General features: G+C 69.9%; 30 protein-coding genes and 1 riboswitch. Of the genes, 14 read left to right on the top strand and 16 right to left on the bottom strand.

All coding sequences use genetic code 11. The features are described 5' to 3' along the window. Window positions 1–3: 3 nt before the first annotated feature. The 4 genes from M8231_RS10050 (at window position 4) to M8231_RS10035 (ending at window position 2224) form a co-directional block, all read left to right on the top strand. Entirely contained in the window at window positions 4–789 is a 786-nt protein-coding gene (locus tag M8231_RS10050) for a F0F1 ATP synthase subunit A (protein WP_249750088.1), read from the top strand. Window positions 790–845: 56 nt separating this feature from the next. Next, on the top strand, window positions 846–1070 hold the full coding sequence (locus tag M8231_RS10045) for a F0F1 ATP synthase subunit C (protein ID WP_008261286.1): 225 nt from the start codon (window positions 846–848) through the stop codon (window positions 1068–1070). A 66-nt stretch (window positions 1071–1136) separates the two neighbouring features. Then, complete coding sequence (locus M8231_RS10040; protein ID WP_250201400.1) at window positions 1137–1709, top strand: F0F1 ATP synthase subunit B family protein; 573 nt, start codon at window positions 1137–1139, stop codon at window positions 1707–1709. Further along, a complete protein-coding gene (locus M8231_RS10035; RefSeq protein WP_249750090.1) occupies window positions 1709–2224 on the top strand; it encodes a F0F1 ATP synthase subunit B in 516 nt (171 codons plus the stop codon). The genes M8231_RS10040 and M8231_RS10035 overlap by 1 nt, the downstream gene beginning before the upstream one ends. A gap of 72 nt (window positions 2225–2296) precedes the next feature. Here M8231_RS10035 and M8231_RS10030 read toward each other — a convergent pair whose 3' ends face one another. The 3 genes from M8231_RS10030 to M8231_RS10020 all read right to left on the bottom strand — a co-directional run bounded on the left by M8231_RS10030 (window position 2297) and on the right by M8231_RS10020 (window position 4427). Beyond that, a complete protein-coding gene (locus tag M8231_RS10030; protein ID WP_249750091.1) occupies window positions 2297–2764 on the bottom strand; it encodes a DUF6789 family protein in 468 nt (155 codons plus the stop codon). Window positions 2765–2892: 128 nt separating this feature from the next. After that, on the bottom strand, window positions 2893–3219 hold the full coding sequence (locus M8231_RS10025; RefSeq protein ID WP_250201399.1) for a hypothetical protein: 327 nt from the start codon (window positions 3217–3219) through the stop codon (window positions 2893–2895). Window positions 3220–3515: 296 nt separating this feature from the next. Continuing rightward, window positions 3516–4427 carry an SDR family oxidoreductase gene (locus tag M8231_RS10020; RefSeq protein ID WP_250201398.1) on the bottom strand — a complete coding sequence of 304 codons (912 nt, stop codon included), beginning with the start codon at window positions 4425–4427 and terminating at the stop codon, window positions 3516–3518. Window positions 4428–4497: 70 nt separating this feature from the next. On the opposite strand from M8231_RS10020, the gene M8231_RS10015 reads away from it, so the two are divergent. Further along, window positions 4498–5100: a TetR/AcrR family transcriptional regulator gene (locus M8231_RS10015; protein ID WP_249750094.1), complete on the top strand. Its 603-nt coding sequence runs from the start codon at window positions 4498–4500 to the stop codon at window positions 5098–5100. A 2-nt stretch (window positions 5101–5102) separates the two neighbouring features. On the opposite strand, the gene gcvPB is transcribed toward M8231_RS10015, so the two are convergent. From gcvPB to gcvT, 4 genes are all read right to left on the bottom strand, one after another. Beyond that, window positions 5103–6677 carry an aminomethyl-transferring glycine dehydrogenase subunit GcvPB gene (gene gcvPB, locus M8231_RS10010; RefSeq protein WP_250201397.1) on the bottom strand — a complete coding sequence of 525 codons (1575 nt, stop codon included), beginning with the start codon at window positions 6675–6677 and terminating at the stop codon, window positions 5103–5105. Between the two features lie 14 nt (window positions 6678–6691). Next, window positions 6692–8038 (bottom strand): aminomethyl-transferring glycine dehydrogenase subunit GcvPA, encoded by a 1347-nt coding sequence (gcvPA, locus tag M8231_RS10005; RefSeq protein ID WP_250201396.1) that lies wholly within the window; start codon window positions 8036–8038, stop codon window positions 6692–6694. A 230-nt stretch (window positions 8039–8268) separates the two neighbouring features. After that, on the bottom strand, window positions 8269–8634 hold the full coding sequence (gcvH, locus tag M8231_RS10000; protein WP_249750095.1) for a glycine cleavage system protein GcvH: 366 nt from the start codon (window positions 8632–8634) through the stop codon (window positions 8269–8271). Window positions 8635–8645: 11 nt separating this feature from the next. Continuing rightward, the gene (gene gcvT / locus M8231_RS09995; RefSeq protein ID WP_250201395.1) at window positions 8646–9758 is read right to left on the bottom strand and encodes a glycine cleavage system aminomethyltransferase GcvT; all 1113 of its coding nucleotides are present in this window, start codon (window positions 9756–9758) and stop codon (window positions 8646–8648) included. Window positions 9759–9802: 44 nt separating this feature from the next. Further along, window positions 9803–9897: riboswitch (glycine riboswitch) on the bottom strand. 210 nt (window positions 9898–10107) lie between these two features. On the opposite strand from gcvT, the gene M8231_RS09990 reads away from it, so the two are divergent. From M8231_RS09990 to pncA, 3 genes are all read left to right on the top strand, one after another. Next, window positions 10108–11145, top strand: coding sequence for an alpha/beta hydrolase (locus M8231_RS09990; protein WP_250201394.1), 1038 nt, complete (start codon window positions 10108–10110; stop codon window positions 11143–11145). Window positions 11146–11269: 124 nt separating this feature from the next. Continuing rightward, window positions 11270–12235 (top strand): class 1 fructose-bisphosphatase, encoded by a 966-nt coding sequence (locus M8231_RS09985; RefSeq protein WP_249750097.1) that lies wholly within the window; start codon window positions 11270–11272, stop codon window positions 12233–12235. Between the two features lie 2 nt (window positions 12236–12237). Further along, entirely contained in the window at window positions 12238–12876 is a 639-nt protein-coding gene (pncA, locus tag M8231_RS09980; RefSeq protein ID WP_249750098.1) for a bifunctional nicotinamidase/pyrazinamidase, read from the top strand. Here the strand turns inward: pncA and M8231_RS09975 are convergent. Continuing rightward, window positions 12873–13907, bottom strand: a complete 1035-nt coding sequence (locus M8231_RS09975) for an adenosine deaminase (protein WP_250201393.1) — start codon at window positions 13905–13907, stop codon at window positions 12873–12875. The genes pncA and M8231_RS09975 overlap by 4 nt on opposite strands. Window positions 13908–13979: 72 nt before the next feature. Between M8231_RS09975 and M8231_RS09970 the strand changes: the two genes are divergently transcribed. Continuing rightward, complete coding sequence (locus M8231_RS09970) at window positions 13980–14138, top strand: hypothetical protein (protein WP_249750099.1); 159 nt, start codon at window positions 13980–13982, stop codon at window positions 14136–14138. A gap of 3 nt (window positions 14139–14141) precedes the next feature. On the opposite strand, the gene argS is transcribed toward M8231_RS09970, so the two are convergent. From argS to xseA, 5 genes are all read right to left on the bottom strand, one after another. After that, a complete protein-coding gene (gene argS, locus M8231_RS09965; RefSeq protein WP_249750100.1) occupies window positions 14142–15944 on the bottom strand; it encodes an arginine--tRNA ligase in 1803 nt (600 codons plus the stop codon). 1 nt (window position 15945) lies between these two features. After that, entirely contained in the window at window positions 15946–16605 is a 660-nt protein-coding gene (locus M8231_RS09960; protein WP_249750101.1) for a Tat pathway signal sequence domain protein, read from the bottom strand. 133 nt (window positions 16606–16738) lie between these two features. Beyond that, window positions 16739–17302 (bottom strand): DUF3035 domain-containing protein, encoded by a 564-nt coding sequence (locus M8231_RS09955; protein WP_249750102.1) that lies wholly within the window; start codon window positions 17300–17302, stop codon window positions 16739–16741. Between the two features lie 69 nt (window positions 17303–17371). Further along, window positions 17372–17878 carry a signal peptidase II gene (gene lspA / locus M8231_RS09950; protein ID WP_249750103.1) on the bottom strand — a complete coding sequence of 169 codons (507 nt, stop codon included), beginning with the start codon at window positions 17876–17878 and terminating at the stop codon, window positions 17372–17374. Between the two features lie 79 nt (window positions 17879–17957). Beyond that, window positions 17958–19439, bottom strand: a complete 1482-nt coding sequence (xseA, locus tag M8231_RS09945; RefSeq protein WP_250201392.1) for an exodeoxyribonuclease VII large subunit — start codon at window positions 19437–19439, stop codon at window positions 17958–17960. Window positions 19440–19504: 65 nt separating this feature from the next. On the opposite strand from xseA, the gene M8231_RS09940 reads away from it, so the two are divergent. From M8231_RS09940 to trhO, 4 genes are read left to right on the top strand one after another with little or no spacing between them, the layout of a single operon-like run. Beyond that, entirely contained in the window at window positions 19505–19666 is a 162-nt protein-coding gene (locus M8231_RS09940) for a hypothetical protein (RefSeq protein ID WP_249750104.1), read from the top strand. 18 nt (window positions 19667–19684) lie between these two features. Beyond that, window positions 19685–20143 (top strand): hypothetical protein, encoded by a 459-nt coding sequence (locus M8231_RS09935; protein ID WP_249750105.1) that lies wholly within the window; start codon window positions 19685–19687, stop codon window positions 20141–20143. Between the two features lie 48 nt (window positions 20144–20191). Continuing rightward, entirely contained in the window at window positions 20192–21466 is a 1275-nt protein-coding gene (purD, locus tag M8231_RS09930) for a phosphoribosylamine--glycine ligase (RefSeq protein ID WP_249750106.1), read from the top strand. Beyond that, window positions 21467–22453, top strand: a complete 987-nt coding sequence (gene trhO, locus M8231_RS09925; RefSeq protein ID WP_250201391.1) for an oxygen-dependent tRNA uridine(34) hydroxylase TrhO — start codon at window positions 21467–21469, stop codon at window positions 22451–22453. On the opposite strand, the gene M8231_RS09920 is transcribed toward trhO, so the two are convergent. Continuing rightward, on the bottom strand, window positions 22423–23121 hold the full coding sequence (locus M8231_RS09920) for a murein L,D-transpeptidase catalytic domain family protein (protein WP_250201390.1): 699 nt from the start codon (window positions 23119–23121) through the stop codon (window positions 22423–22425). The two genes, trhO and M8231_RS09920, sit on opposite strands and share 31 nt — an antisense overlap. Window positions 23122–23420: 299 nt before the next feature. Between M8231_RS09920 and M8231_RS09915 the strand changes: the two genes are divergently transcribed. Continuing rightward, window positions 23421–24572, top strand: a complete 1152-nt coding sequence (locus M8231_RS09915; protein ID WP_250201389.1) for a metal-dependent hydrolase family protein — start codon at window positions 23421–23423, stop codon at window positions 24570–24572. On the opposite strand, the gene lpxK is transcribed toward M8231_RS09915, so the two are convergent. Beyond that, on the bottom strand, window positions 24557–25573 hold the full coding sequence (gene lpxK / locus M8231_RS09910; protein ID WP_249750108.1) for a tetraacyldisaccharide 4'-kinase: 1017 nt from the start codon (window positions 25571–25573) through the stop codon (window positions 24557–24559). The genes M8231_RS09915 and lpxK overlap by 16 nt on opposite strands. Beyond that, window positions 25570–26865 carry a 3-deoxy-D-manno-octulosonic acid transferase gene (locus M8231_RS09905; protein ID WP_250201388.1) on the bottom strand — a complete coding sequence of 432 codons (1296 nt, stop codon included), beginning with the start codon at window positions 26863–26865 and terminating at the stop codon, window positions 25570–25572. Before M8231_RS09905 ends, lpxK begins: the two co-directional genes overlap by 4 nt. Window positions 26866–26874: the final 9 nt, after the last annotated feature.

The following is a 26874-nucleotide window of genomic DNA, read 5'->3' as shown; positions in this document are numbered from 1 at the left end:
TCTATGGCCGATCCGATTCATCAGTTTCAGATCCAGAAGGTCATCGACCTTCCCGACGTGACCTTGCCGGTGCTGGGCACGGTGGACCTGGCGATCACCAATTCGCACATCGCCATGACGGCGGCCTTCGTGGCGATCGTCGGCTTCCTGGCCGCCGTGACGTCGAACGCCCAGGTCGTGCCGGGCCGCCTGCAGGCCGCCGGCGAGGGCGTGTTCGGCCTGATCGACAATCTGGCGGACTCCATCATCGGCCACGACGGCCGCAAGTATTTCCCGTTCGTGTTCACGATCTTCCTGCTGATCCTGGGCATGAACCTGCTGGGCCTGTTCCTGACCTTCACGGCGACGTCTCAGCTGGCGATCACCGCCACCTTCGCGCTGATCACCTTCGGCCTGGTGCTGGTCGTGGGCTTCGCCAAGAACGGCCTGGGCTTCTTCAAGCTGTTCTGGCCGATGGGCGCGCCGCTGCTGCTGCGCCCGGTGGTGGGCCTGATCGAGTTCGTTTCCTTCCTGCTGCGGCCGATCACCCTGGCGCTTCGTCTGTTCGGCAACATGCTGGGCGGCCACGTGGCGCTGAAGATCTTCGCCGGCTTCGTCGTGTCGCTGGGCCTTCTGGGCCTGGGCGGCGGCGTGGGCCTGCTGGCCTTCCCGGTGGCGGCCCTGTCGCTGGGCATGGTCGTCGCCCTGACCGCGCTGGAGTTCCTGGTGGCCTTCCTCCAGGCCTTCGTCTTCGCCGTTCTGACCTGCATCTACCTGAACGATGTGGTCAACCTGGACCACGCCCACTAAGGGCCGGTTCAGCCTCTTCACCCCAACCACCAACGACTTAATCTAGGAATACAATCATGGACGCTGAAGCCGCGAAGTACATCGGCGCTGGTCTCGCCACCCTGGGCATGATCGGTTCGGCCCTGGGCGTGGGCAACATCTTCGGCCAGTTCCTGGCCGGCGCCCTGCGCAACCCGTCGGCCGCCGCCGGCCAGGTCGGCAACCTGTTCGTGGGCGCCGCCCTCGCCGAAGCCCTGGGCATCCTGGCCTTCGTGCTCGGCATCCTGATGATCTTCGGCTGATATCAGCCGATACGGCGCGCGGGGTTCGCCCGCGCGCCGCTCATCTGATCCTGCAGTAGACGGTTCATGGCCAGCACCCACACCATCGACGCGGTCCCGCCTTCGGTCGAACGGGACCTGCACGCCGAGACGGCGACGCCCGGCGATCACGGCTCGGGCGGCCTGCCGCAATTCCAGTTCGAGCACTGGGCCGGACAGATCGGCTATCTGCTGATCCTGTTCGCCGTCCTGTATCTGCTGGTGTCCAAGGTCTTCGCGCCGCGCCTGCGCAAGGTGATGGACGAACGGGCCGACACCATTTCCACCGCCGTCGCCACGGCGCGTCAGGTCCAGGCCGAGGCCGCCGACCAGGCCGCCCAGGCCCAGGCCGAGGTGGTCAAGGCCCGCGCCGACGCGCGCGCCACCGCCGCCGCCGCCAAGGCGCGCGTCACCGAAGAGGCCAATGCGCGTCAGGCTGCGGAAGAGGCGGTCGTCAACGCGCGCATCGCCGAGGCCGAGGCCGCCATCGGCAAGACCCGCGACGCCGCCATGTCCAACGTCTCCACCATCGCTTCCGACGCCGCCGCCGCCATGGTGGAGCGGCTGACGGGCAAGGGCGCGACGGCCGCCGAACTGGCCGCCGTCAAGGGAGCCGCCTGATGAACCTGATCTTCGAACACGGCATCTGGGACCTGTCGAACGCAGAGATCTGGGTCGGCGTCGGCCTGTTGATCTTCTTCGGCATACTGATCGCGGCGGGCGTGCCGAAGATGGCCGCCGCCCAGTTGGACGCCAAGGGCGCCAAGATCCAGGCGGACCTGGACGAGGCCGCGCGTCTGCGCGCCGAGGCCGAGGCCATGCTGGCGCAGATCCGCAAGGAGAAGGCCGAGGCCGAGGCCCAGGCCGCGGACCTGCTGGCCGCCGCCGAGGCGGATGCGCGGCGTCTGGAGGCCGAGACCAAGGCCAAGCTGGAAGAGACGCTGGCGCGTCGCCAGAAGCTGGCCGAGAACCGGATCGCCCAGGCGGAGGCCCAGGCCTCGGCCGAGGTCAAGGCCGCCGCCGCCGACCTTGCCGCCAAGGCCGCGGAGGACATCTTGGCGGCCCGGCTGGCCGGCCAGGCCAAGGACCCGCTGCTGGATGCGGCCATCGCCCAGATCGGCGACCGGCTGAACTGATCGACTGGTCCCGAACGACCAAAGGCCCCCGACGGAAACGCCGGGGGCCTTTTTCATGCGCGGTGCGCGACGTCAGTGGGCGGGCGCGCCGCCGATGATCGTGGCCCCGCGCTTCTCGCGCGCGACCAAGCGGGCATAGACATTGCCCAGCACGATGCCGAACACCGCATGGGTGATCAGCAGCCAGGCCACGGTGCCGAAGCCCGCGCCGCTGGAGAAGGTGCGATAGTCGCCCAGCATGAAGACGCCGAGCATCATCACCACCCAGGCGCCGACCGCGAAGACGATGCCCTTGGTCTCGGGCGTGTCGGTGGGCAGGCGGGGGCACAGATAGCCGAACAGCGGCCCCAGGATGAAGACGCCGCTGATCAGATGGATTCCCCATCCGACGGCCATGTTGCCCGGCATGCCGATGATGCTGGCGATGACCCCCTGGAAGGGATCGAACCAGTTGAGGAACATGTTCGGGATTTCGAGCAGCGACGCCGCGATCGTGGCGAAGACGCCGGCGACGAGGCCCTTTTGTACGCGTGACATCATGACCTGAGCGCCTCCCAACGCTTGTTACGGTTCTCTGATAACGCGAAGGGGAGGATACGCCGGTCGGGGGTCGCGCGGGTTCAACTTCCCGTGGTTAGCGGGCGCAGCATGACGCGCGTCGATTTCGCCTAGGCGCGGCGAAAAAGCCTTCTGAAAGAACGGCGAATTCGCTTACGCACGCGCACAAGACGGCGGCGACGACGCAACATCATCTTTTCCGCGCGCAGGGCCTGCTGCCAGAAGACGGGCGCGATCTCGGGCTTTCGACGCATGAGTCGGCGGAACGGATAGACCCACTTCGGCCGGGCGTACTGGGCGCGGATGAATTGACGCTTGGCCCAGAAGGAACTGCGCAGGATCAGCATCAGACCGACCGCGATCACCGGGACGCCGCCGGGGCCCGGCAGCGGCGCGATCAGGATGCCCAACATCACGACCAGCAGGCCGCCGGCCATCAGCGCCCAGCGCCGGGCGGTCCGCAGCAGGCGGCTGCGGGATCGGACGGGCGAGGGCAGGGCGAGGGAGGAAGCGTAGGTCACGAGATACGGCAGGTGGGGAGGAGGGCGTCTTCTGACAACGGCCGCCGCGGCCGCCCGATCCCTTGTCGGGAAAGGAAACGACGGCCGTGGCGACCGCGCCACAGCGGATCAACGCGCGGAGTCGATGGCCGATGCGTGGCGGACAGGTGAAGCTTTGGTCATGGTCGAAAAGAACCGCCGCCCTGTGACCCGGCCGCAACGCGGACGAGGGCTCAGCCGTAGCGAACGCCGGTGAGACGCTCCGACTCGGACCAGAGACGGCGCGCCACCTCTGGATCGCGGGCGGCCGGGTCGACGCGCGCGGGGCCGGGCGGGCCGCGCCATTCGCCAAGCGCCTGCGGGCCGTAATAGCCGCCCGGCGTCGCATCCGGCAGGGTGGCGGCCATCAGGCTGGGCAGGGCGCCGGCCGCCGCCGAATGGGTGAGCAGCGGCAGGAACAGCCGAGCGCCGAACCCGGTCAGGCCGCCGGGGCCGTTCGACATCAGGTCGGTGTTGGCGACGCCGGGGTGGGCGGCGACGCTGGTCAGGCCCCAGCCGTGGGCGTCGCTGCGCCGCTGAAGCTCGACGGCGAACATCAGCATGGCCAGCTTGGACTGCTGATAGACCGGCCACGGGCGGTAGCCGTGCGCATGGTTCAGGTCGTCGAGACGGATGCGGCCGCCGTGGTGGGCCATGCTCGACAGCTGAACCACCCGCGCGCGGCCCGCCGTCAGCAACGGCAGCAGACGCCCCGTCAGGGCGAAATGAGACAGGTAGTTGACGCCGAACTGCCGCTCGAAACCGTCGGCCGTCGTCTCGCGCCGGGGCAGGGCCATAACGCCGGCGTTGTTGACCAGAATGTCGATCGGCCGGCCATCGGCCAGCAGGCGATCGCCGAAGGCGGCGATCGACGCCAAGTCCGCCAGGTCCGCCAGGCCGAAACGCACCTCGGCGTGGGGATGACGGTCGCGGATCATCCGTTCGGCCCTGTCCCCCTTCAGCGGATTTCGCCCCGCCAGCACCACCTCGGCGCCCGCGCCTGCCAGCGCCAGGGCCGTCTCCAGGCCCAATCCACCGGTCGCGCCGGTGACGATGGCCAGGCGGCCCCTCTGGTCGGGAATATCGTCTGTGGTCCAGGTCGCCATCGGTCTATCCTGTCGTTTCGAGAGTCGCCACGGAGGGCGCCGGACTTGCATATCTGCATCCGGTGCAAATATGCAAGAAGTGCAAAACGAAAAACATGCCGACGCCGGCCTGCGCCAGCGCAAGCGCGCGGCGACCCATGCGCGCATCCAGGCCGAGGCGATGCGGCTGTTCCTGGCCAATGGGTTCGAGCCGACGACGCTCGACGAGGTGGCGGCGGCCGCGGGCGTTTCGCGGCGCACGTTGCTGAACTACTTCGGCTCCAAGGAGGAGATCGTCTTCTCCACCAAGGCGGACTTTCCCCGATGGGTGGCCGATGCGGTGGCCGCGCGTCCCGCGGACGAGCCTATGCTGGACATGGTGGAGAACGCCCTGTTCGACCTGGCCGACCGGCATCGGTCGCAGGAGGCGCGGGCGGTGGCGGCGCTGATCGCCGCCACGCCGTCCCTCCGCGCCGGCGACCAGGCCAAGTACGAGGCGGTGGAACGCCTGCTGGCGCTTACGCTGGCGGCGCGCAAGGGCCTGCCGGATGACGATGTCGCCTGTCGCGTCGTCGCGGGCGCGACCGTCAGCATCATCAAGCAGTCCATGGACGCTTGGCTGGCCAACCCCGACCTTCCGCCCGAAACGTTCGGGCGGAAGGCCTTCGCGGCCCTGAGACGGGTCGCCGGATAGGGTCAGGCCGCCTGGTTGGAGCCTTCGGGCGCGGTCCAGCGGAGCACGGGCGAACGGGCGGCGCGGGTCTCGTCCAGACGCCGCAGGGGAGCGTGGAAAGGCGCGCCCTTGAAGCGGTCGACGTCGCCGGCCTTCGCCGCCTGGGCCAGCAGACGCATGGCCTCGATGAAGCGGTCCAGTTCGGCTTTCGACTCCGTCTCTGTCGGTTCGATCAGCATGGCGCCGTGGACGACCAGCGGGAAATACATGGTCATCGGGTGGAAGCCCTCGTCGATCATCGCCTTGGCGAAGTCGAGCGTGGTGATGTCCGTGCCCTTCAGCCATTCGTCGTCGAACAGGGCCTCGTGCATGCAGGGGCCGTCGGGGAAGGCCGGGCTCATCAGGTCCTGAAGGCGGGCCTTGATGTAGTTGGCGTTCAGCACGGCGTCCTCGGCGACCTGGCGCAGGCCGTCCGAACCGTGGCTCATCATGTAGCTGAGGGCGCGGACGTACATGCCCATCTGGCCCTGGAAGGCGCACAGGCGGCCGAAGGCCTGGGCGGCGGCGCCCTCTTCCCGCTCGATCAGGGCGTAGCCATTGTCGTCGTGAACGACCCAGGGGGCGGGCGCAAACGGGGCCAGGGCCTCCGACAGCACCACCGGACCCGCGCCCGGACCGCCGCCGCCGTGAGGCGTCGAGAAGGTCTTGTGCAGGTTGATGTGCATGGCGTCGACGCCCAGGTCGCCGGGGCGCACCCGGCCGACGATGGCGTTGAAGTTGGCGCCGTCGCAGTAGAAGTAGGCGCCCGCCTCGTGCGTCAGGCGGCTGATCTCCAGGATGTCGCGCTCGAACAGGCCGCAGGTGTTGGGGTTCGTCACCATGATGGCGGCCACGTCGTCGCCCAGCTTGGCGGCCAGGTCGGCGACGTCCACGCGGCCGTCGTCGGTCTGGGCCACCTCCACCACCGAATAGCCGACGAAGGCGGCGGTGGCGGGGTTGGTGCCGTGGGCGCTGGTGGGGACCAGGACCTTGCGGCGCTTCTCATGCTGGCCCGAGGCCTCGTGGGCGGCGCGGATGGCCATCAGGCCGCACAGCTCGCCATGCGCGCCGGCCTTGGGTGACAGGGCCACGGCGGGCATGCCGGTCAGGGTCTTCAGCCAGTGGGCCAGGGTGTCCATCAGCTCCAGCGCGCCCTGCACCGTCGACTGCGGCTGCAGCGGGTGAATGTCCGAAAAGCCGGGCAGGCGCGCCATCTTCTCGTTCAGGCGCGGGTTGTGCTTCATCGTGCACGAACCCAGCGGATAGATGGCCAGGTCGATGGCGTGGTTCTTCTGGCTGAGGCGCACATAGTGGCGCATGGCCTCGGGTTCGCTGAGGCCGGGCAGGCCGATCGGATCCTTGCGGACCAGGTCGCCCAGGTCCGAGGCGTCCGTCTTGGGTTCCGGCAGATCGACGCCGGTCTTGCCCCAGCCGTCGCCCTCGAAGATCAGCTTCTCGTCTTGCAGCAGGCCGCGCCCGCCGGTCAGGGTCGGATGCTTGTAGTCGTGATCGACGGCGTTCGGGGCGGTCGGGCGGCCGACGGTGTTCATGGTGCTCATGGTCTGTCTCCCGCTCAGGCCGCCAGCACCTTGGCGAGCGAAGCCGCCAGGAGCTTGATGTCGTGGTCCAGGGTTGTCTCGGTCGCGGCGACCAGCAGGACGTCGTCCATGCCGGCGTCGGGCGCCAGGCGGCTGTAGGGCACGCCCGCCAGGATGTGGTGGCCGGCCAGGGTGTCGACCACCTGGGCCGCGTTCCTGGGCAGGCGGATCGCGAACTCGTTGAAAAAGCGCGGGGTCAGCACCTCGACGCCGGGGATCGCCGCCAGGGCGTCGCGCGTCGCCACGGCCTTCTCGTGGTTCAACAGGGCCAGTTTCCGCAGCCCCGTCTCGCCCAGCAGGCTCATGTGGATGGTGAAGGCCAGGGTGCAGAGCCCTGAGTTGGTGCAGATGTTGGACGTGGCCTTGTCGCGGCGGATGTGCTGCTCGCGCGTCGACAGGGTCAGGACGAAGCCGCGCTCGCCGTCGGCGTCCACGGTCTCGCCGGTCAGGCGGCCGGGCATCTGGCGGATCAGCTTCTCGCGGGTGGCGAACAGGCCGACGTAGGGGCCGCCGAAGTTGAGCGCATTGCCGATCGACTGGCCCTCGGCCGCGACGATGTCGGCCCCCATCTCGCCGGGCGACTTGAGCAGGCCCATGGACACGGCCTCGGTCACCACGACGATCAGCAGGGCGCCGGCGGCGTGAGCGGCCTCGGCGATCCGGGTCACGTCGGTCGCCGTGCCGAAGACGTTAGGGGTCTGGACGACGACGCAGGCGGTGTCGGGACCGATCTGGTCGATGACGGCGGCCTCGGCGTCGACGGCCGGGGCCAGGACCTGGGTCTCGACGCCGACGGCGTGGACCACGGTCTCGGTCGCCTTGACGTAGTGGGGGTGAACGCCGCCCGAGATCACCGCCTTGTTGCGGCGGGTCACGCGCGTCGCCATCAGCACGCCCTCGGCCATGGCGGTGGAGCCGTCGTAGAGGCTGGCGTTGGCGACCGGCATGCCGGTCAGGTTCGCGACCTGGGTCTGGAACTCGTAAAGGTACTGCAGCGTGCCCTGGGCGATTTCCGGCTGGTAGGGGGTGTAGCTGGTCAGGAACTCCGACCGCTGGATCACATGGTCCACGGTCGCCGGGACGTGGTGCTTGTAGGCCCCCGCGCCGCAAAAGAAGGGCACGGCGCCGGCCGTGGCGTTCTTGGCCGCCATGGCCGACAGGGCGCGCTCCACCTCCAGCTCGCCCGCCACGCGCGGCAGGTCCACGGGGCCGTCCAGCCGCGCCGCCTGGGGCACGTCGATGAACAGGTCGTCGATGGAGTCGGCGCCGATGGCGGCGAGCATCGCCGTGCGGTCGTCGGGCGTCAGGGGGAGGTAACGCATCTAATGTTCACATTCCGCTTGTCATCCCGGCCGAAGCGAAGCGGAGAGCCGGGACGGGATGGGCTTTCAATGGTCCGTCCCGGTCGGCCCGAAGGGCTGAACCGGGACAAGGGGAGGGCGGTCGGCGTGTCCCGGATGAGCTGCGCTCTCCGGGACCAGGAAGGCTGGCGGCTCGTCCGCCCCGGCTCTCCGCTTCGCTTCGGCCGGGATGACAAGAGCGCCCTGGGAACTCAGAGGGTCTTCAGGAACTCGTCGTAGGCGGCCTGGTCCATCAGGGCGTCCAGCTCGCCGGCGTCGGAGACCTTGATCCGGGCGAACCAGCCGTCGGCCTCGGGGGCCGAATTGACCGTTTCAGGCGCGGTCGACAGGGCGTCGTTGGCCTCGACCACCTCGCCCGAGACGGGGGCGTAGACGTCCGACGCCGCCTTGACGCTCTCGACCACGGCGAAGCTGTCGCCCTTGGAGACCGTCTTGCCCACCTCGGGCACCTCGACGAACACCACGTCGCCCAGGGCGTCGGCGGCGTGCTTGGAGATGCCGACGGTGGCGATGTCGCCGTCCAGGCTGACCCACTCGTGATCCTTGGTGAACTTCATGGTCTGATCCTTCAGGCCTTGGGTTTGCGATAATAGCGTTGCGCCACGAAGGGCATGTCGACGACCTCGGCCGCGGCGGGCTTGCCGCGCACGACCACCTTGAGCGCCGTGCCCAGCGCGGCGAAGGCGGGCGGCACGTAGCCCATGGCGATGTTCTTGCCCAGGCTGGGCGAGGGGCCGCCCGAGGTGACCTTGCCGATGACGTTGCCGTCGGCGTCGGCGATCTCGGCGCCTTCGCGGGCGGGGGCGCCCTCCTTGACGACCAGGCCGACACGGACGCGGGCGGGGCCGTCAGCCAGCTCCTTCAGGATGCGTTCGGCGCCGTTGAAGTCGCCGCGTTCCTTGCGCGACTTGGACAGGGCGAAGGTCAGGGCGCCCTCGACGGGCGAAGTGGTTGGGTCAATGTCGTGGCCGTGCAGCGGCAGGCCGGCCTCCAGGCGCAGGGAATCGCGGGCGCCCAGGCCGATCGGCTTGACGCGGGCGTCCTCCAGCAGGGTGTTCCAGACGCGTTCGGCCTGGTCCGTCGGGACGGAGATCTCATAGCCGTCCTCGCCCGTGTAGCCCGAGCGGGAGACGAAGCAGTCCACGCCGAACAGGATCAGTCGGGCGCATTCCATGAAGCCCATCTCGGCCAGCACCGGCTCGTGCGCGGCCATGACCTCGGCGGCCTCGGGGCCCTGGATGGCGAGAAGGGCGCGGTCCAGCACCGTGAGCCTCGCGTCGCCTTCGAGGTTGGCGTTCCAGAAGGCGAAGTCCTCGTCCTTGTTGCCGGCGTTGACGACCACGAACAGGCCGTCGTGGTCGGGACGGCCAGCCATGAGGTCGTCGATGATCCCGCCGTCCGCGTTCAGCAGCAAGGAATACTTCTGCTTGCCGGCCTTCAGGATCTGATAGTCGCCGGGAACGAAACGCTCGAACTGAGCGATGGCGTCGTCGCCGGAGATGCGGCACTGGCCCATGTGCGAGACGTCGAACAGGCCCGCGTGCTCGCGGGTCCAGCGATGCTCGGCCAGGACGCCTTCGTACTGGACCGGCATCTCATAGCCGCCGAAGCCGACCATGCGGGCGCCCAGCGCCTTGTGCGCGGCGTTGAGGGGCGTGGTCTTCAGCGTGTCGTCGGTCATTCGGACTCTCGGGGTCGCGGGTGGGAGCGGTCGCCCGCCGGTCTCGCGCCCCCGCTGTCCTGAAGCCTGAGAGATTCCGGCGGTCGGGACCGCCTTGCTCCGTCGGCGCGCCATACGGCGACTTTCCAGCGTCTATCGCGCTTCGCGGTCCTTTTGCCTGAGCGTTTCCGGGGCGGTTGCGCCTTCGGCGTCGAGCCCGGTTCGCCGGCCCCGATCTCTCCCGCGAGAGCGTCCGACCTAAGCCACCGACTCCGGGCGGAAGTCAAGCCGAACGGGCCGGGACTGGAACGACATGGCGCGTGGCGGTTTCCCATGGCGAGACCCCCGCTCGAAACCCAGGACAAACAAAATGTCGATCCTTGACAAGCTGTTCGGCGAATCCGACACGCCGCGCGACCATCCCGCCAAGCCCGACGCGCCGATGAAGAAGGTGCTGGACGAACTGGCGTCCCTGAACCCCAAGCCGATCGAAACCCTGTCGCCGGAAGAGGCGCGCCGGCAGCCGACGCCCACGGACGCCGTGAAATCCCTGCTGCGCAAGGCCGGCAAGGATCCCGCCGACGACCTGGGCGTGAAGACGACCGACATCACCATCCCCGGCGCCGCCGGCCCGCTTCAGGCCCGCATCTACAAGCCGCACGCGCATTCCGAGGACAAGCTGCATCCGGTCGTGGTTTATTTCCACGGCGGCGGCTTCGTGATCGCCGACCTGGACGTCTATGACGGCGGCCCGCGAGGCGTGTCCAAGATGGCCGACGTCATCGTGGTGTCCGTGCATTATCGCCAGGCGCCCGAGCACAAATTCCCCGCAGCGCACGACGACGCCCTGGCGGCCTATCGCTGGGTCCTGGACAACGCCCAGAGCTTCCACGGCGACCCGCAGAAGGTGGCCGTCATGGGCGAGAGCGCGGGCGGGAACCTGGCCATCGGCGTGTCGCTGATGGCGCGGGACGCGGGCCTGCCGGCGCCGGTGCATCAGGTGCTGGTCTATCCGGTCGCGGGCGTGGACATGGACAACGCCTCCTATGTCGAGAACGCCACGGCCAAGCCGCTGAACAAGCCGATGATGCAGTGGTTCGTGAAGCACATCTTCGAGAACGAGGGCGACGCCCAGGACCCGCGCATCAATCTGGTCGAGAACGCCGACCTGATCGGCCTGCCGTCGTCGACGGTGATCTGCGCCGAGATCGACCCGCTGCGCAGCGAAGGCGAACTGCTGGCGGAAAAGCTGGAGCAGGCGGGCGTCGACGTCCGTCAGAAGACCTTCCACGGCTCGACGCACGAGTTCTTCGGCATGGCGCAGGTCCTGCCCGACGCCATGGCGGCCCAGACCTTCGCCGCGCACGAACTGAAGCGCGCCTTCGGCACGGCCATCCTGCCGATCTGATCCGCCACGGCGGAGAGACGGGAGAGGGACGCCCCCGGGCGTCCCTTTTTCGTGCGCGGCGGTTGCCGCCCGGCGGCCGGCCCGCCATGAACGCAAGAACCAACAGCCATACGCAGGATCCGCCATGACCGACCGCATCAGCCTGGACGATCACCTAGGGACGCTGGATGCGCCGGAAGGCCTGAAGACGGTGCTGCGCGTCGTCGCCGGCGCGTGCGTCGACATCCGCAAGGTGGTGGCGGAAGGGGCGCTGGTCGGCGCGCTGGGCGCATCGGGCGCCGTGAATGTCCAGGACGAGGAGCAGAAGAAGCTCGACGTCATCTCAAACGACATCCTGACCGCGGCGCTGCTGGCCTGTCACGCCGTGGCGGGGGTGGCGTCCGAGGAGATGGAGACGGTTCAGCCGGCGGACCACGCGGGCGACTACCTGGCCCTGTTCGACCCGCTGGACGGATCGTCCAATATCGACATCAACGCGCCTGTCGGGACCATCGTCTCGGTGCTGAGGGCGCCGCAGGGGACGCCGACCGAGGCCGACTTCCTGCAGTCCGGCCGCAGCCAGGTCGCGGCCCTCTACGCCCTGTACGGCGCCCAGACGATGTTGGTGCTGACGACGGGTTCGGGCGTGAAGGGCTTCACCTTGTCGGCGGACGGGGAATGGCGGTTGACGCATGACGCCATCGCCGTTTCGCCGGACACGAAGGAGTTCGCGATCAACATGTCGAACCAGCGCCACTGGTCGGAGGCGGTGCAGCGCTATGTCGACGGCGTGCTGAAGGGGGCGGACGGCCCGCGCGGCAAGAACTTCAACATGCGCTGGGTCGCGGCCATGGTGGCCGACGTGCACCGCATCCTGATGCGGGGCGGGGTGTTCCTCTACCCCTGGGACAGGCGCGAACCGGAAAAGCCCGGCAAGCTGCGCCTGATGTACGAGGGCAATCCGATGGCCCTGCTGGTCGAACAGGCCGGGGGCAAGGCCACCACGGACGGGACGCAGGCCATCCTGGACGTGCAACCCGAGCAGCTGCACCAGCGCATCCCGGTGGCGCTGGGTTCGGCCAACGAGATCGACGCCTACGCCGGCGTTTGACCATGAGGATCGGCCCCGACGACGCGCTTCTGGTCATCGACCCGCAGAACGACTTTTGCGAGGGCGGCAGCCTCGCGGTCCAGGGCGGGGCGGGGATCATGCCGGCGATCAACCGGCTGGCGGAGCGGTTCGAGCGGGTTATCGTCACTCAGGACTGGCATACGCCGGACCAGATTTCCTTCGCCTCCAACCATCCGGGCGCGACGCCCTTCACCGAGATCGAGGTCGCCTACGGCCGCCAGATGCTGTGGCCGGACCACTGCATCCAGGGGACGCCGGGCGCCGACTTCCACCCGGACGCGGCGCCGGCCGTGCGCAGGGCGCTCGCCGTCATTCGCAAGGGCTGCAATCCCGCGGTCGACAGCTATTCCGGCTTCTTCGAGAACGACCGCCGGACGCCGACGGGCCTGAGCGGCCTGTTGCGCGAACTCGGGGTCGCCCGCGTCTTCCTGTGCGGCCTGGCCTATGACTACTGCGTCCGCTTCACTGCCGAGGACGCGGTGCGCGAGGGGTTCGAGGCGGCCGTTATCCGCGACGCCAGCCGCGCGATCGCGCCGCAGACCGAGGCGGCGGCTCAGAGCCGTTTCGCAGCCTTGGGCGTGGTCGAGGTTGAAGCGGCCGAACTGCTGAACGCCTTCTAGCCAAGAACCCCGGCTGAACGGGCGTAGGCGTCCACCTCTGCGATCCGCGCCGCCTTGTCGGCCTCGGGCAGGAACGCGCCTTCGAAACTGTTTCGCGCTAACTGGGTGACCTGTTCGTGGGTCAGGCCCACAGCTTCGGCCAGGCGGCTGTAGTTGTCGTTCACATAGCCGCCGAAATAGGACGGGTCGTCCGAGTTCAGGGTGACGTGCAGGCCCCGACGCAGCATCTGGGGCACGGGATGGTTCTTCAGGTCATCGACGACGCACAGCTTCAGGTTCGACAGCGGGCAGACGGTCAGGGTCATCTGCTCGCGCGCCAGCCGTTCGATCAGAGCTTCGTCTTCCATCGAGCGGTTGCCGTGGTCCATCCGGTCGATGTGCAGCAGGTCCAGCGCCTCATGGACATAGGCTGGCGGGCCCTCTTCGCCGGCGTGGGCGCACAGCTTCAGGCCCAGGTCGCGGGCGGCGGCGAAGACGCGCTGAAACTTGGATGGGGGGTGGCCGACCTCGGATGAATCCAGCCCCACGCCGATGAAGTGGTGCAGATAGGGCTTGGCCGCGTCCAGGGTGGCGAAGGCCTCTTCCTCGGTCAGGTGGCGCAGGAAGCTGAGGATCAGCCCGCTGGACACGCCCAACTCGGCCTTGGCCCGATCCATTCCCGCAATCAGGCCCTCGACCACCAAGCCGAAGGGCACGCCGCGGTCGGTGTGGGTCTGGGGATCGAAGAAGATCTCGGCGTGGCGGACGTTGTCGGCGGCGGCGCGCTGGAAGTAGGCGAAGGCCAGGTCCTCGAAGTCTTGCCGCGTCAGCAGGACGGCGGCGCCGGCGTAATAGATGTCCAGGAAGTCCTGCAGGTTCGAGAAGTCGTAGGCCGCGCGCACCGCCTCGACGCTGTCATAGGGGATGGCGACGCCGTTGCGCCGGGCGAGCTCGAACATCAGTTCAGGCTCCAGCGAGCCCTCGATATGGAGGTGAAGCTCGGCCTTGGGCAGGCCGGCGATATAGGCGTCCAGATCGGCGGATGGGGTCATCGGGAACTCGCGAGCGTGGGAGGAACGGCGCGGCGCAGCGCACGTTCAGCAGGGTGCAACAGGAGCATTGTCATGGCTGACAAACAAGACGAGCCGAAGATCAACACCACCCCTGGCGTCATGGGCGACGGCACCGAGGAGCAGAACCTGGGCCAGCCGGGCGATCCCAAGAAGCGGATCACCGAGGACGAGGTGGACGACGCCTTCTCCGAAGACCAAACGTCGGACTGACCGCTACATCCGTTCGGGCGTCTCTATGCCCAGCAGGTCCAGCGCCTTTTCGAGCTGGAGCAGGGCCGCCGCCGACAGGGCCAGGCGCGAACGCCGCGTGGCCTCGTCCGGCGCGACCAGCACCGGGCAGGCGGCGTAGAACTTCGAAAAGGACTGGGCCACGCGATAGGCGTGCTCGGCCACGAGATGCGGCATGCGCTTGTCGTAGGCGTCCGAAGCGGCGGTCGAGAAGGCGTCCAGGGTCCGCGCCAGGTCCCGCTCAGCCGGCTCCGCGATGGCGATCCGGCCGGCGGTCACGTCCTGGTCGGCGGCCTTGCGCAGCAGCGATTTGATGCGGACCGCCTGGTACAGCAGGTAAGGCCCCGTCTTGCCCTCGAAGCTCATGAAGCGGTCGAGGTCGAAAACATAGCTGGTGGTGCGGGCGTTCGACAGGTCCGCGAACTTCAGCGCGGCGATCGCGACCTTGTGGGCGATAGCTTCGAACTCGTCCGCCGGTAGATCGTCGCCCAGCTTGGCGTCATGCAGGCGCTCGCGCGCCTTTTCCGTCGCCTGGTCAATCAGGTCGCGCAGCTTCAGCACGCCGCCCGCGCGGGTCTTGAAGGGCTTGCCGTCCTGGCCGTTCATCGTGCCGAAGCCAAGATGCTCCAGCGACCCCTCCGCGGCGTAGCCGGCCAGATAGGCGGCGCGGAAGACCTGTTCGAAATGCTCGGCCTGGCGTTCGTCGACGACGTAAAGCGCCAGGTCCGGCGCCAACGCCTTCTTGCGGTCAAGGATCGTCGCCAGGTCGGTCGTGCCGTACATGGCCGAGCCTTCGGAGCTGATGACCAGCAGCGGCGGCGGGGACGGCGCCTCGATCACCGAGCCGTCGGCCAGCTTCTTCTTGCGGGTCTCGCCGGGACGGGCGACGTGGACCACCTGGGCGCCGTCGTCCTCGACAAGCAGGCCGGCCGCCTTCAGATGAGCGATCATCTCGTCCATCAGGGGATCGGCGTCGCTTTCGCCGTTCCACAGGTCGAAATCGACCGACAGGTCGCCGTATTCGCGCTTCAGCGCCTCGCGGCTGACGGCCACGAAATGGGACCACAGCGCACGATAGCCCGGCCGTCCGGCCTGCAGCTCGGCGGTGGCCTTGCGGGCGCGGTCGCGAAAGGCGGGGTCTTCCTTGGCCTTTGCGGCGGCCTGGGGATAGAGGCGGTCCAGGTCGGCCAGGGTCACGGGACTGGCGGTCGGGAAGGGGCCGTCGCCCGGAACCATGAAGGCGTCAGCCAGCCCTTCGTCGCCGCATGCGGTGATCAGCAGGCCCATCTGAAAGCCCCAGTCGCCGAAGTGGGCGTCGCCGGTGACGTGGTCGCCGCGGAAGCGGAACAGCCGCTTCAGGCTCTCGCCGATGATGGCGCTGCGCAGGTGGCCGACGTGCATCGGCTTGGCCACGTTCGGGCCGCCGTAGTCGATGACCACCTTGCGCGGATCGGCGACGACGGCCGCGCCGGCGTGGGCCTGATCTGCGGCGACCTCTGCGGCGCGCTGGGCCAGGGCGGCGTCGGAAAGCTTCAGGTTGATGAAGCCCGGTCCGGCCACTTCGACCGAGGCTAGGCGGGGATCGCCGGCCAGACGCGCGGCGACCTTGCCGGCCAGCTCACGCGGATTGGCCTTCAGCGCCTTGGCGGCGGCCAGGGCGCCGTTCGACTGGAAATCGGCCAGGTCGGGGCGGTCGGACGGGGTGACGCGCGCCAGGGCCGTGTCCACGCCTTCGGCGGCGAAGGCGGCGCCGACCGCTTCGCTCAGGACGGTCTTCAGGTCAGGCATCTTACTGGCTCGGCGGCGTCTGCGTCTGGGGCGCGCCGGCGTTCACCCGGAAGCGGCTGCCCGAGCGATTGAACTCGGCCATCTGGGGGGTGACGTCGAAACCGACCAGGACTTCGAAATTCGAACCGCTGGTGCTGACGTCGGCGCGCGGGATGACGATGGTGCGTTCCTCGCGAACCGAGGTCTCGCGCTGACCCTGGAAGTCGACCGGCAGGTCGAAATATTCCTTGGCCAGGACGGCGCTGTTGCGTTCGGTGACGGCGACCCAATAGCGATAGGTCTTGCGGTCGCCGGTCGCCTGGGCGCCGCGGCCCAGATCGAACAGGATCTGCATGTCCAGGCGGATCGGGTCGGATTCGCGATACTCGCAGTCGGCGCTGACGCCCTCGATCTCGCCGGTGTAGCCGACGTTGGCGATGGTCGCCCGGTCGTCGGCCAGCTCGACGTAGCGGGCGGCGTCGTACAGCACCTTCACATAGGGGCAGGGGCCGGCGTTGGCGCGACGCCGCAGCGGGGCGATGCGCGGCGCGCGCGAGCGCTGCTCCGGTTCCGCCTGCTGTCCCGACTGGCGGTCGCGCGGCGACGTCTGGGCCTGGGCGGCGGCGGGGACGAGAGCGGCCGCGACAGACAGGGCGGCCAGGGCGGTAAGGGCGCGACGCATCAGCTTATTTTTCCGACAGCGAACAGGGCGGCGCGCGACGATCGGCGCCCGACCGCGCAACGCTCGTCGCTGATAGCGGCTAAAGCGAGGCGCGGCAAACGGCGGGAGGAGCGGCGGCCCCGCCCGGATGGGATCACAGACCCGGCAGCTTGAAGCCGCCTTCGCGGCGGGGCGAAATGGTGATGCCTTCGCGACCGCCGGTCAGGGCCTGCAGGCGCGCGGCCTCGCTGGCCGGATCGATGGTCTGCTGGCCGTCGGCGGTCTGGCGGACCGTGGCGGCCTGGGTCGAAGCGTCGTCCTTGCGCCAGAACATCACGCGATTGGCCCAGCTTTCGTCCTTGTGGGCGATGTCGCCGAACTCGTCGTCGATGACGTAGCGGGCCAGGGGGTCGGCCTGGTCGGCGCCGGCCTGGGCGACCAGGCCCTGCTCGCCGGGGGTGCGGGTGATGGCCTGGCGCTGACCCAGCAGGATCTGGCGCGCGGCGCTTTCGGGCGCCAGCTCCTGGGGACGGGGCTGGCCGGGGGCCGGCGGGCGCAGGCCGTACTCGGGCGGCACGGTCAGGGGGGCGGTGGAGACGGTGACGAACTCGTCCGGCACGACCTTGGACAGGCCGACGCCCTGGCGGATGCTGCCGCAGGCCGAAAGGGCCAGGGCGGAGGCGGCGAGGGTCAGGACGGCGACGCTGCGATGACGCATGGATTCAGGCTCGACTCGGCTTGCGCGGGCGCCCGGCGGGCGCGGTTCGCAATAGTGAAGACGGGGTGATTACGACTTTTCAGGGGCTGCGCCAACCGGAGCCGCGCGTTCGGACTTCAGGCTGTCGATGATCAGCAGAACGACGCCGATGGTGATGGCGCTGTCGGCGACGTTGAAAACCCACGGGAAGACGCCGGTGCCGGAGAAGTCGATGAAGTCCACGACATAGCCGAAGCGCACGCGGTCGATGACATTTCCCAGCGCGCCGCCCATGACCAGGCCGATCGCCGTGACCAGCAGCCGGCGGTCGGCCTTCAGCGCCCACCAGGCCAGGCCGGCGGAAACCACCAGCGAGAAGATCGTCAGACCCCACCGCGCCTCGCCGCCGCCGAACAGGCCGAAGCTGACGCCGGTGTTCTCGACCCAGCTAAAGTTCAGGATCGGCGGCAGGACCGGGACCTGGCCGACCTCGTGCAGCGAGACGCCGCTGATGATCCAGGCCTTGGTCAACTGATCCAGGACGATGACCGCGAGGGCGAAGCCGTAGGCGGCCAGGGCGAGGCGGGAAATCTTCATTCTGCGCTTTCGACGGGCGACGGAAGAGGCGCGCTTAGCAGGAAGCGGCCGCACGGGGGAGGGGCGAAATCGCCGCCGATCAGAACAGGTCGCCCTGGCCGGACGCCGCCGGGCGCGGTCGTGGCGTGCGCGGGGGGGCGCCGCGGGGCGCTGCGGGCGGGGCCGCCGACGGCGGGTCCGCGTCGACGACCGCCGCGCGGGCGCCGTCGCCGAACACCAGGGACACGGCCTGGCCGGACGACAGGTCCGCGGCCGATGTCACCCAGCGCCCCTCGACATCCTCGACGCGGGCGAAACCGGGTTTGGGGCGGGACGGGTCCAGGCTGGTCAGGGCGCGGGACAGGGCGGTCAGCCGGTCGCGATCGCGAACCAGGCGGCGGTCCACGGCGGGGCGGAAACGCGGCTCAAGCGCGGTCAGTCGGTCGCGCCGGCGCTCGATGACGCGGTCCAGCAGTCCCGGCCCCAGGCGCGCGGCGACGCCGACCAGCCGGTGCCGCTTTTCGGCGGCGTGGCGGGTGAGGGCGGATTCCAACCGGCTGCCGGCGTGGTCCAGCCGCTGCTGCGCCAGGGCCAGCAGGTCCTCGGGCCGCGCCGGAAGGCCGCGCGCGACGGCGCGCAGGCGGGTGCGGCGATCCTCGATCAGCCGCCCGCCCGCCTGGACCAGGCGCCGGTCCAGGTCCGCCACGGCGTAGCGCAGGTCGTTCAGGACCGGCGTCGCCAGTTCCGCCGCGCCCGTCGGCGTCGGCGCGCGCCGGTCCGACACGAAGTCGATCAGGGTGGTGTCCGTCTCGTGCCCGACGGCGGAAATGATCGGGATGGCGGCGGCCGCGACGGTGCGGGCCAGCCCCTCGTCGTTGAAGCACCACAGATCCTCGACCGAGCCGCCGCCGCGCGCGACAATCAGCAGATCGGGACGCGGGACCGAACCGCCGGGCCGCAGGGCGTCGAAGCCGCGAATGGCGGCGGCCACCTGGCCGCAGGCGGCGTCTCCCTGGACCACCACCGGCCAGACGATGACCCGGCAGGGCCAGCGCTCGGCGATCCGGTGCAGGATGTCGCGGATGACCGCCCCGGTCGGGCTGGTGATGACGCCGATGGTGCGGGGGAAGGCGGGAAGGGGTTTCTTGCGCGCCGGGTCGAACAGACCTTCCTCGCGCAGGCGGACCTTCAGCCGTTCAAGCTGAGCCAACAAGGCGCCGGCCCCGGCGGCCTCCATGCTCTCGATCACGATCTGGTAGGAGGACCGGGCCGGGTAGCTGGTGATCTTTCCGGTGACGATGACCTCCAGGCCCGTTTCGGGCTGGACGCCCAGGCCGCGCACGGCGCCCTTCCACACGACGCCGTCGATGGCCGCCTTGTCGTCCTTGAGCGTCAGATAGACGTGGCCCGAGGCATGGCGGTTGACCTTGGAAATCTCGCCACGCAGCCGGACGTGGCCGAAGCGCTCCTCCAGCGTGCGCTTCAGGGCGAAGGACAGATCCGAAATCGACAGGGGCGGATTGTTGTCGCGTGGGGCAGGCGGATCGGCCGGCCCTTCGAACACATAGGAGTCGTCGCTCATGCGCGCACTCTAGCCTGCGTCGATCCGCGCGGGAACGGCTTGGCCGCCTCGCCGTTCGCTCCTTCATGCCCGTCGACCCGCAAGGCACAGATCCCGAGGACCGTTCGCCGCGCGAGCGTGGTCTTCAGCGCCGAAGCGGCGAGGGCGGAGCCATGAGCCCCTGGCTGCTGATCTTCGGCGTCATCCTGTTGGGGGTGGCCGTCTATGTCGTCTCGGCGGTGCTCTGAAAAAGGAAAGAACGAGATATGCAGCGCCTCACATCCCTCGCCGCCGTCCTGTGCCTCGTCGGCGCCGCGGCCTGTTCCGACCGTGACGACGACGTGGTGCAGGCGCCTGCGCCCAACGCCGCCCCGCAACCCGTTTCGGAAACGCGGGCGGACGCCGCGACGACAAGCGCCGCCCTGGCGTTCGGCATGACGCGCGAACAGCTGGAGGACGCGGACCTGCTGTCGGAGGCGAACACCGATCTGGGCGACGTCGAGACGCTGGTGCTGGACGCCCAAGGCCGGCTGACCCACATCGTCGTCGATCTGGAAGGGCCCGGCGACTTGGAGGTCGTGGTTCCCGTCGGCGACCTCTCGTCCGTCGACCGCAACGGCGAAAAGGACCTGACGACGCAGCTGACGCTGGCCCAGCTGCAGGCGCTGCCGGCGTGGACGCCCGGCATGATGCCGACCGGCGCCGCCCAAGCCCCGGCCCGTTAAGCGTTTCCGGCGCTTGACCGGCCGATCCGGGCCGGTCATGTCCGGGGCATGAACATCCTCCTCGTCGGATCGGGCGGGCGCGAACACGCCCTGGCCTGGAAGATCGCCCAGTCGCCGCTGACCACGCGGCTTGTCGCCGCTCCGGGCAATCCCGGCATGGAGGCGCTGTGCGAACTGCGCGCGGTGAAGGCGGACCACGCCGAGGGGCTGGCCGCCCTGGCGCGTGAGATCAAGGCCGATCTGGTCGTCGTCGGGCCCGAGGTCGCCCTGGCCGCGGGCCTGGCCGACCGGCTGGCGGCGCTGGGCGTGCCTTGTTTCGGACCCACCGCCAAGGCGGCGCAGCTGGAAACGTCCAAGGCCTTCTCCAAGGCGTTCTTGGAGCGACACGAGATCCCGACCGCCGGCTATGGCGTCTATGACACGGTGAAAGACGCCAAGGCGGCGCTGGACGTCTTCAAGCCGCCCTATGTCATCAAGGCGGACGGCCTGGCGGCCGGCAAGGGGGTGGCGATCAGCCCCGACCGCCCCGACGCCGAGGCCGAGATCGAGCGGATGCTGGGCGGCCGTTTCGGCGCGGCGGGCGCACGGGTGGTGATCGAGGAGTTCATGGACGGCGAGGAAGGCTCGCTGTTCGCCCTGTGCGACGGCCAGCGGGCCCTGCTGTTCGGCGGGGCGCAGGATCACAAGCGCGCCTTCGACGGCGATCTGGGCCCGAACACCGGGGGGATGGGCGCCTATTCGCCGGCCCCGGTCTTCACGCCCGACCTGGTGCGGCAGGCGAACGACCGCATCGTCCAGCCGACCGTCGCCCGCATGGCCGAGGAAGGGGCGCCCTATCGCGGCGTGCTCTACGCCGGCCTGATGGCCACCCATGACGGCCCCAAGGTGGTGGAGTTCAACGCCCGTTTCGGCGACCCGGAATGCCAGGTGCTGATGATGCGCTTCGCCGGCGACATCGTGCCCTATCTGCTGGCATGCGCGCGCGGCGATGTCTCGGGCCTGCCGGCGCCGAGCTTCAAGCCGCAGACGGTCATCTGCGTCGTCATGGCGGCCAAGGGCTATCCCGACAGCCCGCTGGAAGGCTCGATCATCCGCGGCGCCGAGCAGGATTTCGGCCCTCATGTCCAGGTGTTCCACGCCGGGACCAAGCGGCGCGACGACGGCCAGTTGTGCGCCGCGGGCGGGCGGGTGCTGAACGTCTGCGCCGAGGGCGACGACATCGCCCAGGCGCGCGAGCGGGCCTATGACGCGATCCGCAAGATCGACTGGCCGGGCGGATTCAATCGCACCGACATCGGTTGGCGCGCGCTGGAGCGGGGCTGAGTGGAGCCAGCCGGGACCCTGCAAGGCGGTTTCCGGGTCGCCGCCCTCTACCGGTTCGCCCCGATCGAGAACCGAGAGGCCGTGCGCGATCGCCTGCTTTCGGCCTGCGAAGCGGGCGAGGTGCGGGGCACGCTGCTGGTCGCCCATGAGGGCCTGAACGGAACCATCGCCGGCCCGGCGGCGGGGGTGGACGAGGTTCTGTCCGTCATTCGCGCCATGCCGGGCTTCGCCGATCTGGACGTGAAATTCGCCAGCACGGATGTCGCGCCCTTCCTGCGGCTGAAGGTCCGAATCAAGCGCGAGATCGTGACGATGGGCCAGCCCGACCTGGACCCCGCGCGGCAGGCCGGCGTCTATGTGGCGGCCCAGGACTGGAACGCCCTCATCGCCGATCCCACGACGCTCGTGATCGACACGCGCAACGACTACGAGGGCGACGTCGGCGCCTTCGAGGGGGCCGTCCAGCCCAACACCCGCAGCTTCCGCGACTTTCCCGACTGGTTCCGGGGCGAGGGGCGGGCGCTGTTGCAACAGAGCGGCGCGCGCCGAGTGGCCATGTACTGCACCGGCGGGATCCGCTGCGAGAAGGCGACGGCCTTCCTGAAGGCCGAAGGGGTCGACCAGGTGCATCACCTGGAGGGCGGGATCCTGCGCTATCTGGAGACGGTGGCTAAGGATGACAGCCTGTGGCGCGGCGAATGCTTCGTCTTCGACGAGCGGGTGGCCGTGGGGCACGGCCTGGCCCAGGGGCGCCACACCCTATGCCGGGGATGTCGGATGCCGGTCAGCCCGGCGGGCCGAGCGTCGGCGAACTATGTCGAAGGCGTCTGCTGCGACCGCTGCCACGACACCCGCGACCAGGACCAGCGACAGGGCTACGCCGAGCGTCAGCGTCAGGTCGAGATCGCGCGGTCACGCGGCGCGACGCATCTCGGCGCCCCAGGACCGCAAGCCGATCAGGCCCAGGCGAACAGCAGGCGGCCCTGACCCATGCGCTCGCGCAGGTCGGGCAGATCGGCGTGGGCGACCGAGAAGCAGCCGTAGCTGCGGCCCAGCTTGCCCTCGCGCGCCAGGAAATCCGGGTCGGCGTAGTCGGCGCCGTGGATGATGATGGCGCGCTCGCGGGCCTTGTCATTGGTGTATTCCAGCCCGTCCAGCAGCACGTTCGGCCCCTGCTGCGATCCCCAGCTGGCGCCGGCGGTGGCGTAGGCGCCGACCGAAGACATGTTGGAATCGGGCGTGTTCGAGAAGCGCTGGGCGTAGCCGGTGTGCGACGGATCCGAGCCCCGGCCGTGGCAGGTGCGCAGGACCGTCACCTGGCCGCCTTCCAGATCGACCTCGTAGAGGCGCTCATCGCCCGAGAACTTCTGGAAATCGACCAGATACATCCGGTCGCGCAGCGGCAGGCGGCGGTGATGGATGTCCAGCGCGGCCATGGCGCGCTCCATCAGGTCCTTGCGCACGCGACCGCGTGGATCGAGCGGGGGCGCGGTCAGGTTGGCGGTTTGAATGGCCGGAGCCGGCGCCGCGCTGGGCGCGGCGGTCGGGACTACAGGCGCGGCCTGCGCGGTCACGATGGGGGTGGCCCTGGCGCTGGCGCATCCCGCCAGCATCGCCGATCCGCCAAGGATCAGCCCTCGTCTCGATAGCCGCATGCGACGCCCTCGTTGCGGTTTGTTCTTAGGCGCTATTTGTTTCAAAAGGTTTCTCGGGAGGCAACCTGAGCCTTGGGCCGAAACGCGCCCAGGCGCACGGTGAAGCCATTGATTCGGAGGGGATTCATGAAACGGCTTGGCTTGTTTGCGGCGATGATTGTGGCGGCGGCGACGCCGGCGCTTGCACGTCAAACCCCGTCCAGTCGGCGATTTCCGGCGATCAGACGACGACGTTCCTGGAAGTGGGGCGGCTTTTGGCCGACCCGGAAACCGGCGTTGTGCAGCGCGATAAAACTCTCGTGATCCGCGGGAACCAAGTCGTCGAGACGCGCGACGGGTTCGTCGGCGACGCCTCGCAGGGCCGCGTCGTCGATCTGCGCGAGGCCTTCGTCCTGCCCGGCCTGATCGACAGCCACGTCCACTTGACCGGCCAGCAGAATCCCAATGCGCGCCTGGAGAACGTGACCCAGTCGGACGCCGACCAGGCGATGGTCGGCGCCCGCTACGCCCGGCGCACCCTGATGGCGGGCTTCACCACCGTGGCGGATCTGGGCGCGAGCAATGAGGCGATCTTCGCCCTGCGTGAGGCAGTCCGGCGCGGCGACGTGCCGGGGCCGCGCATCATCGCCGCCGGCTCGGCCGTGTCGATCCACGGCGGTCACGGCGACATCAACGGCTACCGCGAGGACGTCATGCACCTGCTGTCGTCCGAAAGCATCTGTTCGGGGCCCGAGGACTGCATGCGCGCCGTCCGCACCCAGGTGCGGGCCGGGGCCGACATCATCAAGATCACGGCCACGGGCGGCGTCCTGTCCAACACCGCCGCTGGACTGGCCCAGCAGTTCAGCGATCCGGAACTGGCCGCCATCGTCGAGAGCGCCCATCGCATGGGCCGCCAGGTCACCGCCCACGCCCACGGCGTGGACGGCATCAACGCCTTCCTGCGCGCGGGGGGCGATTCCATCGAGCACGGCACCTATCTGGACGACCAGTCGATCCAGCTGTTCAAGCAGCATGACGCCTGGCTGGTGCCCACCCTGCTGGCGGGTGATTTCGTCGCCCGCATCGCCTCGGGGCCGGACAACTTCTTCACGCCGGCTCAGACGGCCAAGGCGCTGGAGGCGGGGCCGAGGATGCTGGACATGGCGCGGCGCGCGCACGAGGGCGGGGTCAGGATCGCCTTCGGCACCGACAGCGGCGTCTCGGCCCACGGCGACAACGCCCAGGAGTTCGCGCTGCTGGTCCGCGCCGGCCTGACCCCGCTGGAGGCTGTCCAGGCCGCCACCGTCGGCGCCGCCGAACATCTGCGCATCTCCGGCGAGGCCGGCAAGATCGCGCCCGGCAGGCCCGCCGACATCGTCGCGGTGGCGGGCGATCCGTTGACGGACGTGACCGAACTGGAGCGGATGCGCTTCGTGATGAAGGGCGGGGTGATCTACCGCGCCGACTGAAGCCTGCCGGTCAGGAAGGCGGTGAAGGTCAGGGCGTCGTCGAAGCGGGCGACGACCGGCCAGGCCGCGATCCTGGCGCGCCAGTCGGCGGGCAGCCGCACCCAGTCCTTCTCGGTGGTGACCAGGCCCGCGTCGAAGGTGGCCGCGCGGTCCTGCAGGAAACGGAGCTGCTCGGGCCGATAGGCGGCGTGGTCCGGAAACGGGACGAAGTCGGCCAGGTCGCAGCCCGCCGCGATCAGCGAGCGCTCGACCTTCCAGGGCTTGGCGATGCCGGCGAAGCCGACCTGCGGACCGGGCGGCGGCGGCGTCTCGGCCGTCAGGCGGGCGGTGAAGACCGGCAGGTCGCCGAACAGGGCGAGCAGTTCGGGATCGGCCGTGTCGACATCCGTCGGCAGCATGATCACCACCGCGTCGGCCCGCGCCAGGCCGGCGGCCAGCGGTTCGCGCATCGGACCGGCCGGGAAGACGGCGCCGTCGCCGAAGGGCCATTCGTCGTCGCGCGTCTCTCCGTCGACGACGATCAGGCTGATCGTCTTCCGGAGCGCCGGGTTCTGGTGCCCGTCGTCCAGCACCAGGGCCTGGGCCCCCGCCGCCACGGCCGCGCGGGCGCCGGCGACGCGGTCGCGCGCGATCCAGGCCGGCGCCCCTTGCGCCAGCATCAGAGGCTCGTCGCCGACCTGGGCGGCCCGATGCAGGGCCGGATCGACGCGAACCGGACCTTCCAGCGATCCGCCGTAGCCGCGCGACAAAGCCTGGGCGTCCAGGCCGCCGCTGCGCAGCAGGCGCAGTATCTCGCGCGCCACCGGCGTCTTTCCCGACCCGCCGACGGTCAGATTGCCGACCGAGATCACGGGACAGCCGGGATCGACCGGCGCGGCGCGGGCGATGCGACGGGCGGTGACGCCGGCCCAGATCCAGCCCAGGGGACGCAGCAAGGCGCGGGAGATGCGCGCGTGGTCGGGCTGGCGGCGATACCACCAGCGGGGCGTGTTCAGCTTCATCGCCGTCGGGCCTCGGCGGGCGGCAGCAGGGCGGACAGACGGCTCCAGAGCAGGTCCAGACCGCCGTTGGCCTCGGCGGCGGCGCGGCGGGCGCGCTCGCCCATGGCCTTGGCCGCATCGGGCGAGGCCAGCAGAGGTCCGAGGACGCCGGGCAGGTCGGACGGCGCGTCCACGACCGCCAGCCCGCCCGCGCGCACCAGGGCTTCGGTGACCGCCGCCCAGTTGGAGGCGTCCGGCCCGGTCACGGCCGGCTTGGCCAGACGCGCCGGCTCCAGCGGATTGTGACCGCCGACGGGGGCCAGGCCCAGGGCGGGGGCGAAGGAGCCGCCCATCACCACCACATCGGCCAGACGCAGGAACAGGCCCATCTCGTTCAGGGTGTCGGCCAGGTAGAGGTCGGTGTCGCCGTCCGGCTGTTCCCCGCGCGAGCGGACGGCCAGGCGATAGCCGTCGCGCCGCAGGGCCGCCTCGATCGCGGGGCCACGCTCCGGATGGCGGGGGGCGAGGATCAGGCAGTTGCGGCCGGGCAGGGCGTCCAGCGCGCGGACGATGGCGGCCTCCTCGGCCTCATGGGTGCTGGCGGCGACGATGACCGGGCGGTCGCCCACGGCGGCGCTGAGGCGGCTGAAGGCGGCCTTGTCGAAGGGCAGGGGATCGCCCGCCAGCTTCAGATTGACCAGGCCGTCGACGCGAGCGCCCATGGCCTCCAGCCGTTCGGCCGAAGCGCGGTCCTGGGGCATGACCAGGTCGAAGGCGCAGGTCACGCGCCGGGCCGAGGCGGGGAAGCGCGCCCATCGCTCGGCGGTGGCCTGGGTCAGGCGCGCGCTGACCAGCGCCAGGGCGACGTCGCGCCGGCGCGCCTCCAGCAGCAGGTTGGGCCAGAGCTCGCTCTCGACGAACACCGCCAGATCCGGCCGCCAGTGGTCCAGGAAGGCGGCGACCACGCCCGGGCCGTCGACGGGGGCGTACTGGTGAATGACGCCGGGCGGCAGGCGGTCCGCCAGGATGCGCGCCGAGGTCACGGTGCCGGAAGTGACCAGAACGGTCACGTCCGGACGCACCGCGCGAAGGCGCGCCACCAGCGGCAGCAGGGACAGGGTCTCGCCCACGCTGACCCCGTGCAGCCAGGCCAGGGGGCCCGGTGGGCGGGCCGCGCCGGCCACGCCCAGGCGTTCATCGACCCTGACGGGATCCTCCTTGCCGCGGGCGGCGCGGGCGTCCAGCAGGCGCGGGGCCAGCGGCTCCAGCAGCCGCGTCGCCAGGCGATAGAGGAGCAGGGGAAGCGGCGTCACGCGGGCGGC

It is taken from the genome of Brevundimonas albigilva (genome assembly GCF_023573565.1).
Classification (GTDB): domain Bacteria; phylum Pseudomonadota; class Alphaproteobacteria; order Caulobacterales; family Caulobacteraceae; genus Brevundimonas; species Brevundimonas albigilva.
Note: the sequence above shows the minus strand (reverse complement) of the source record. Positions and strands in the feature narration are given on the sequence as shown.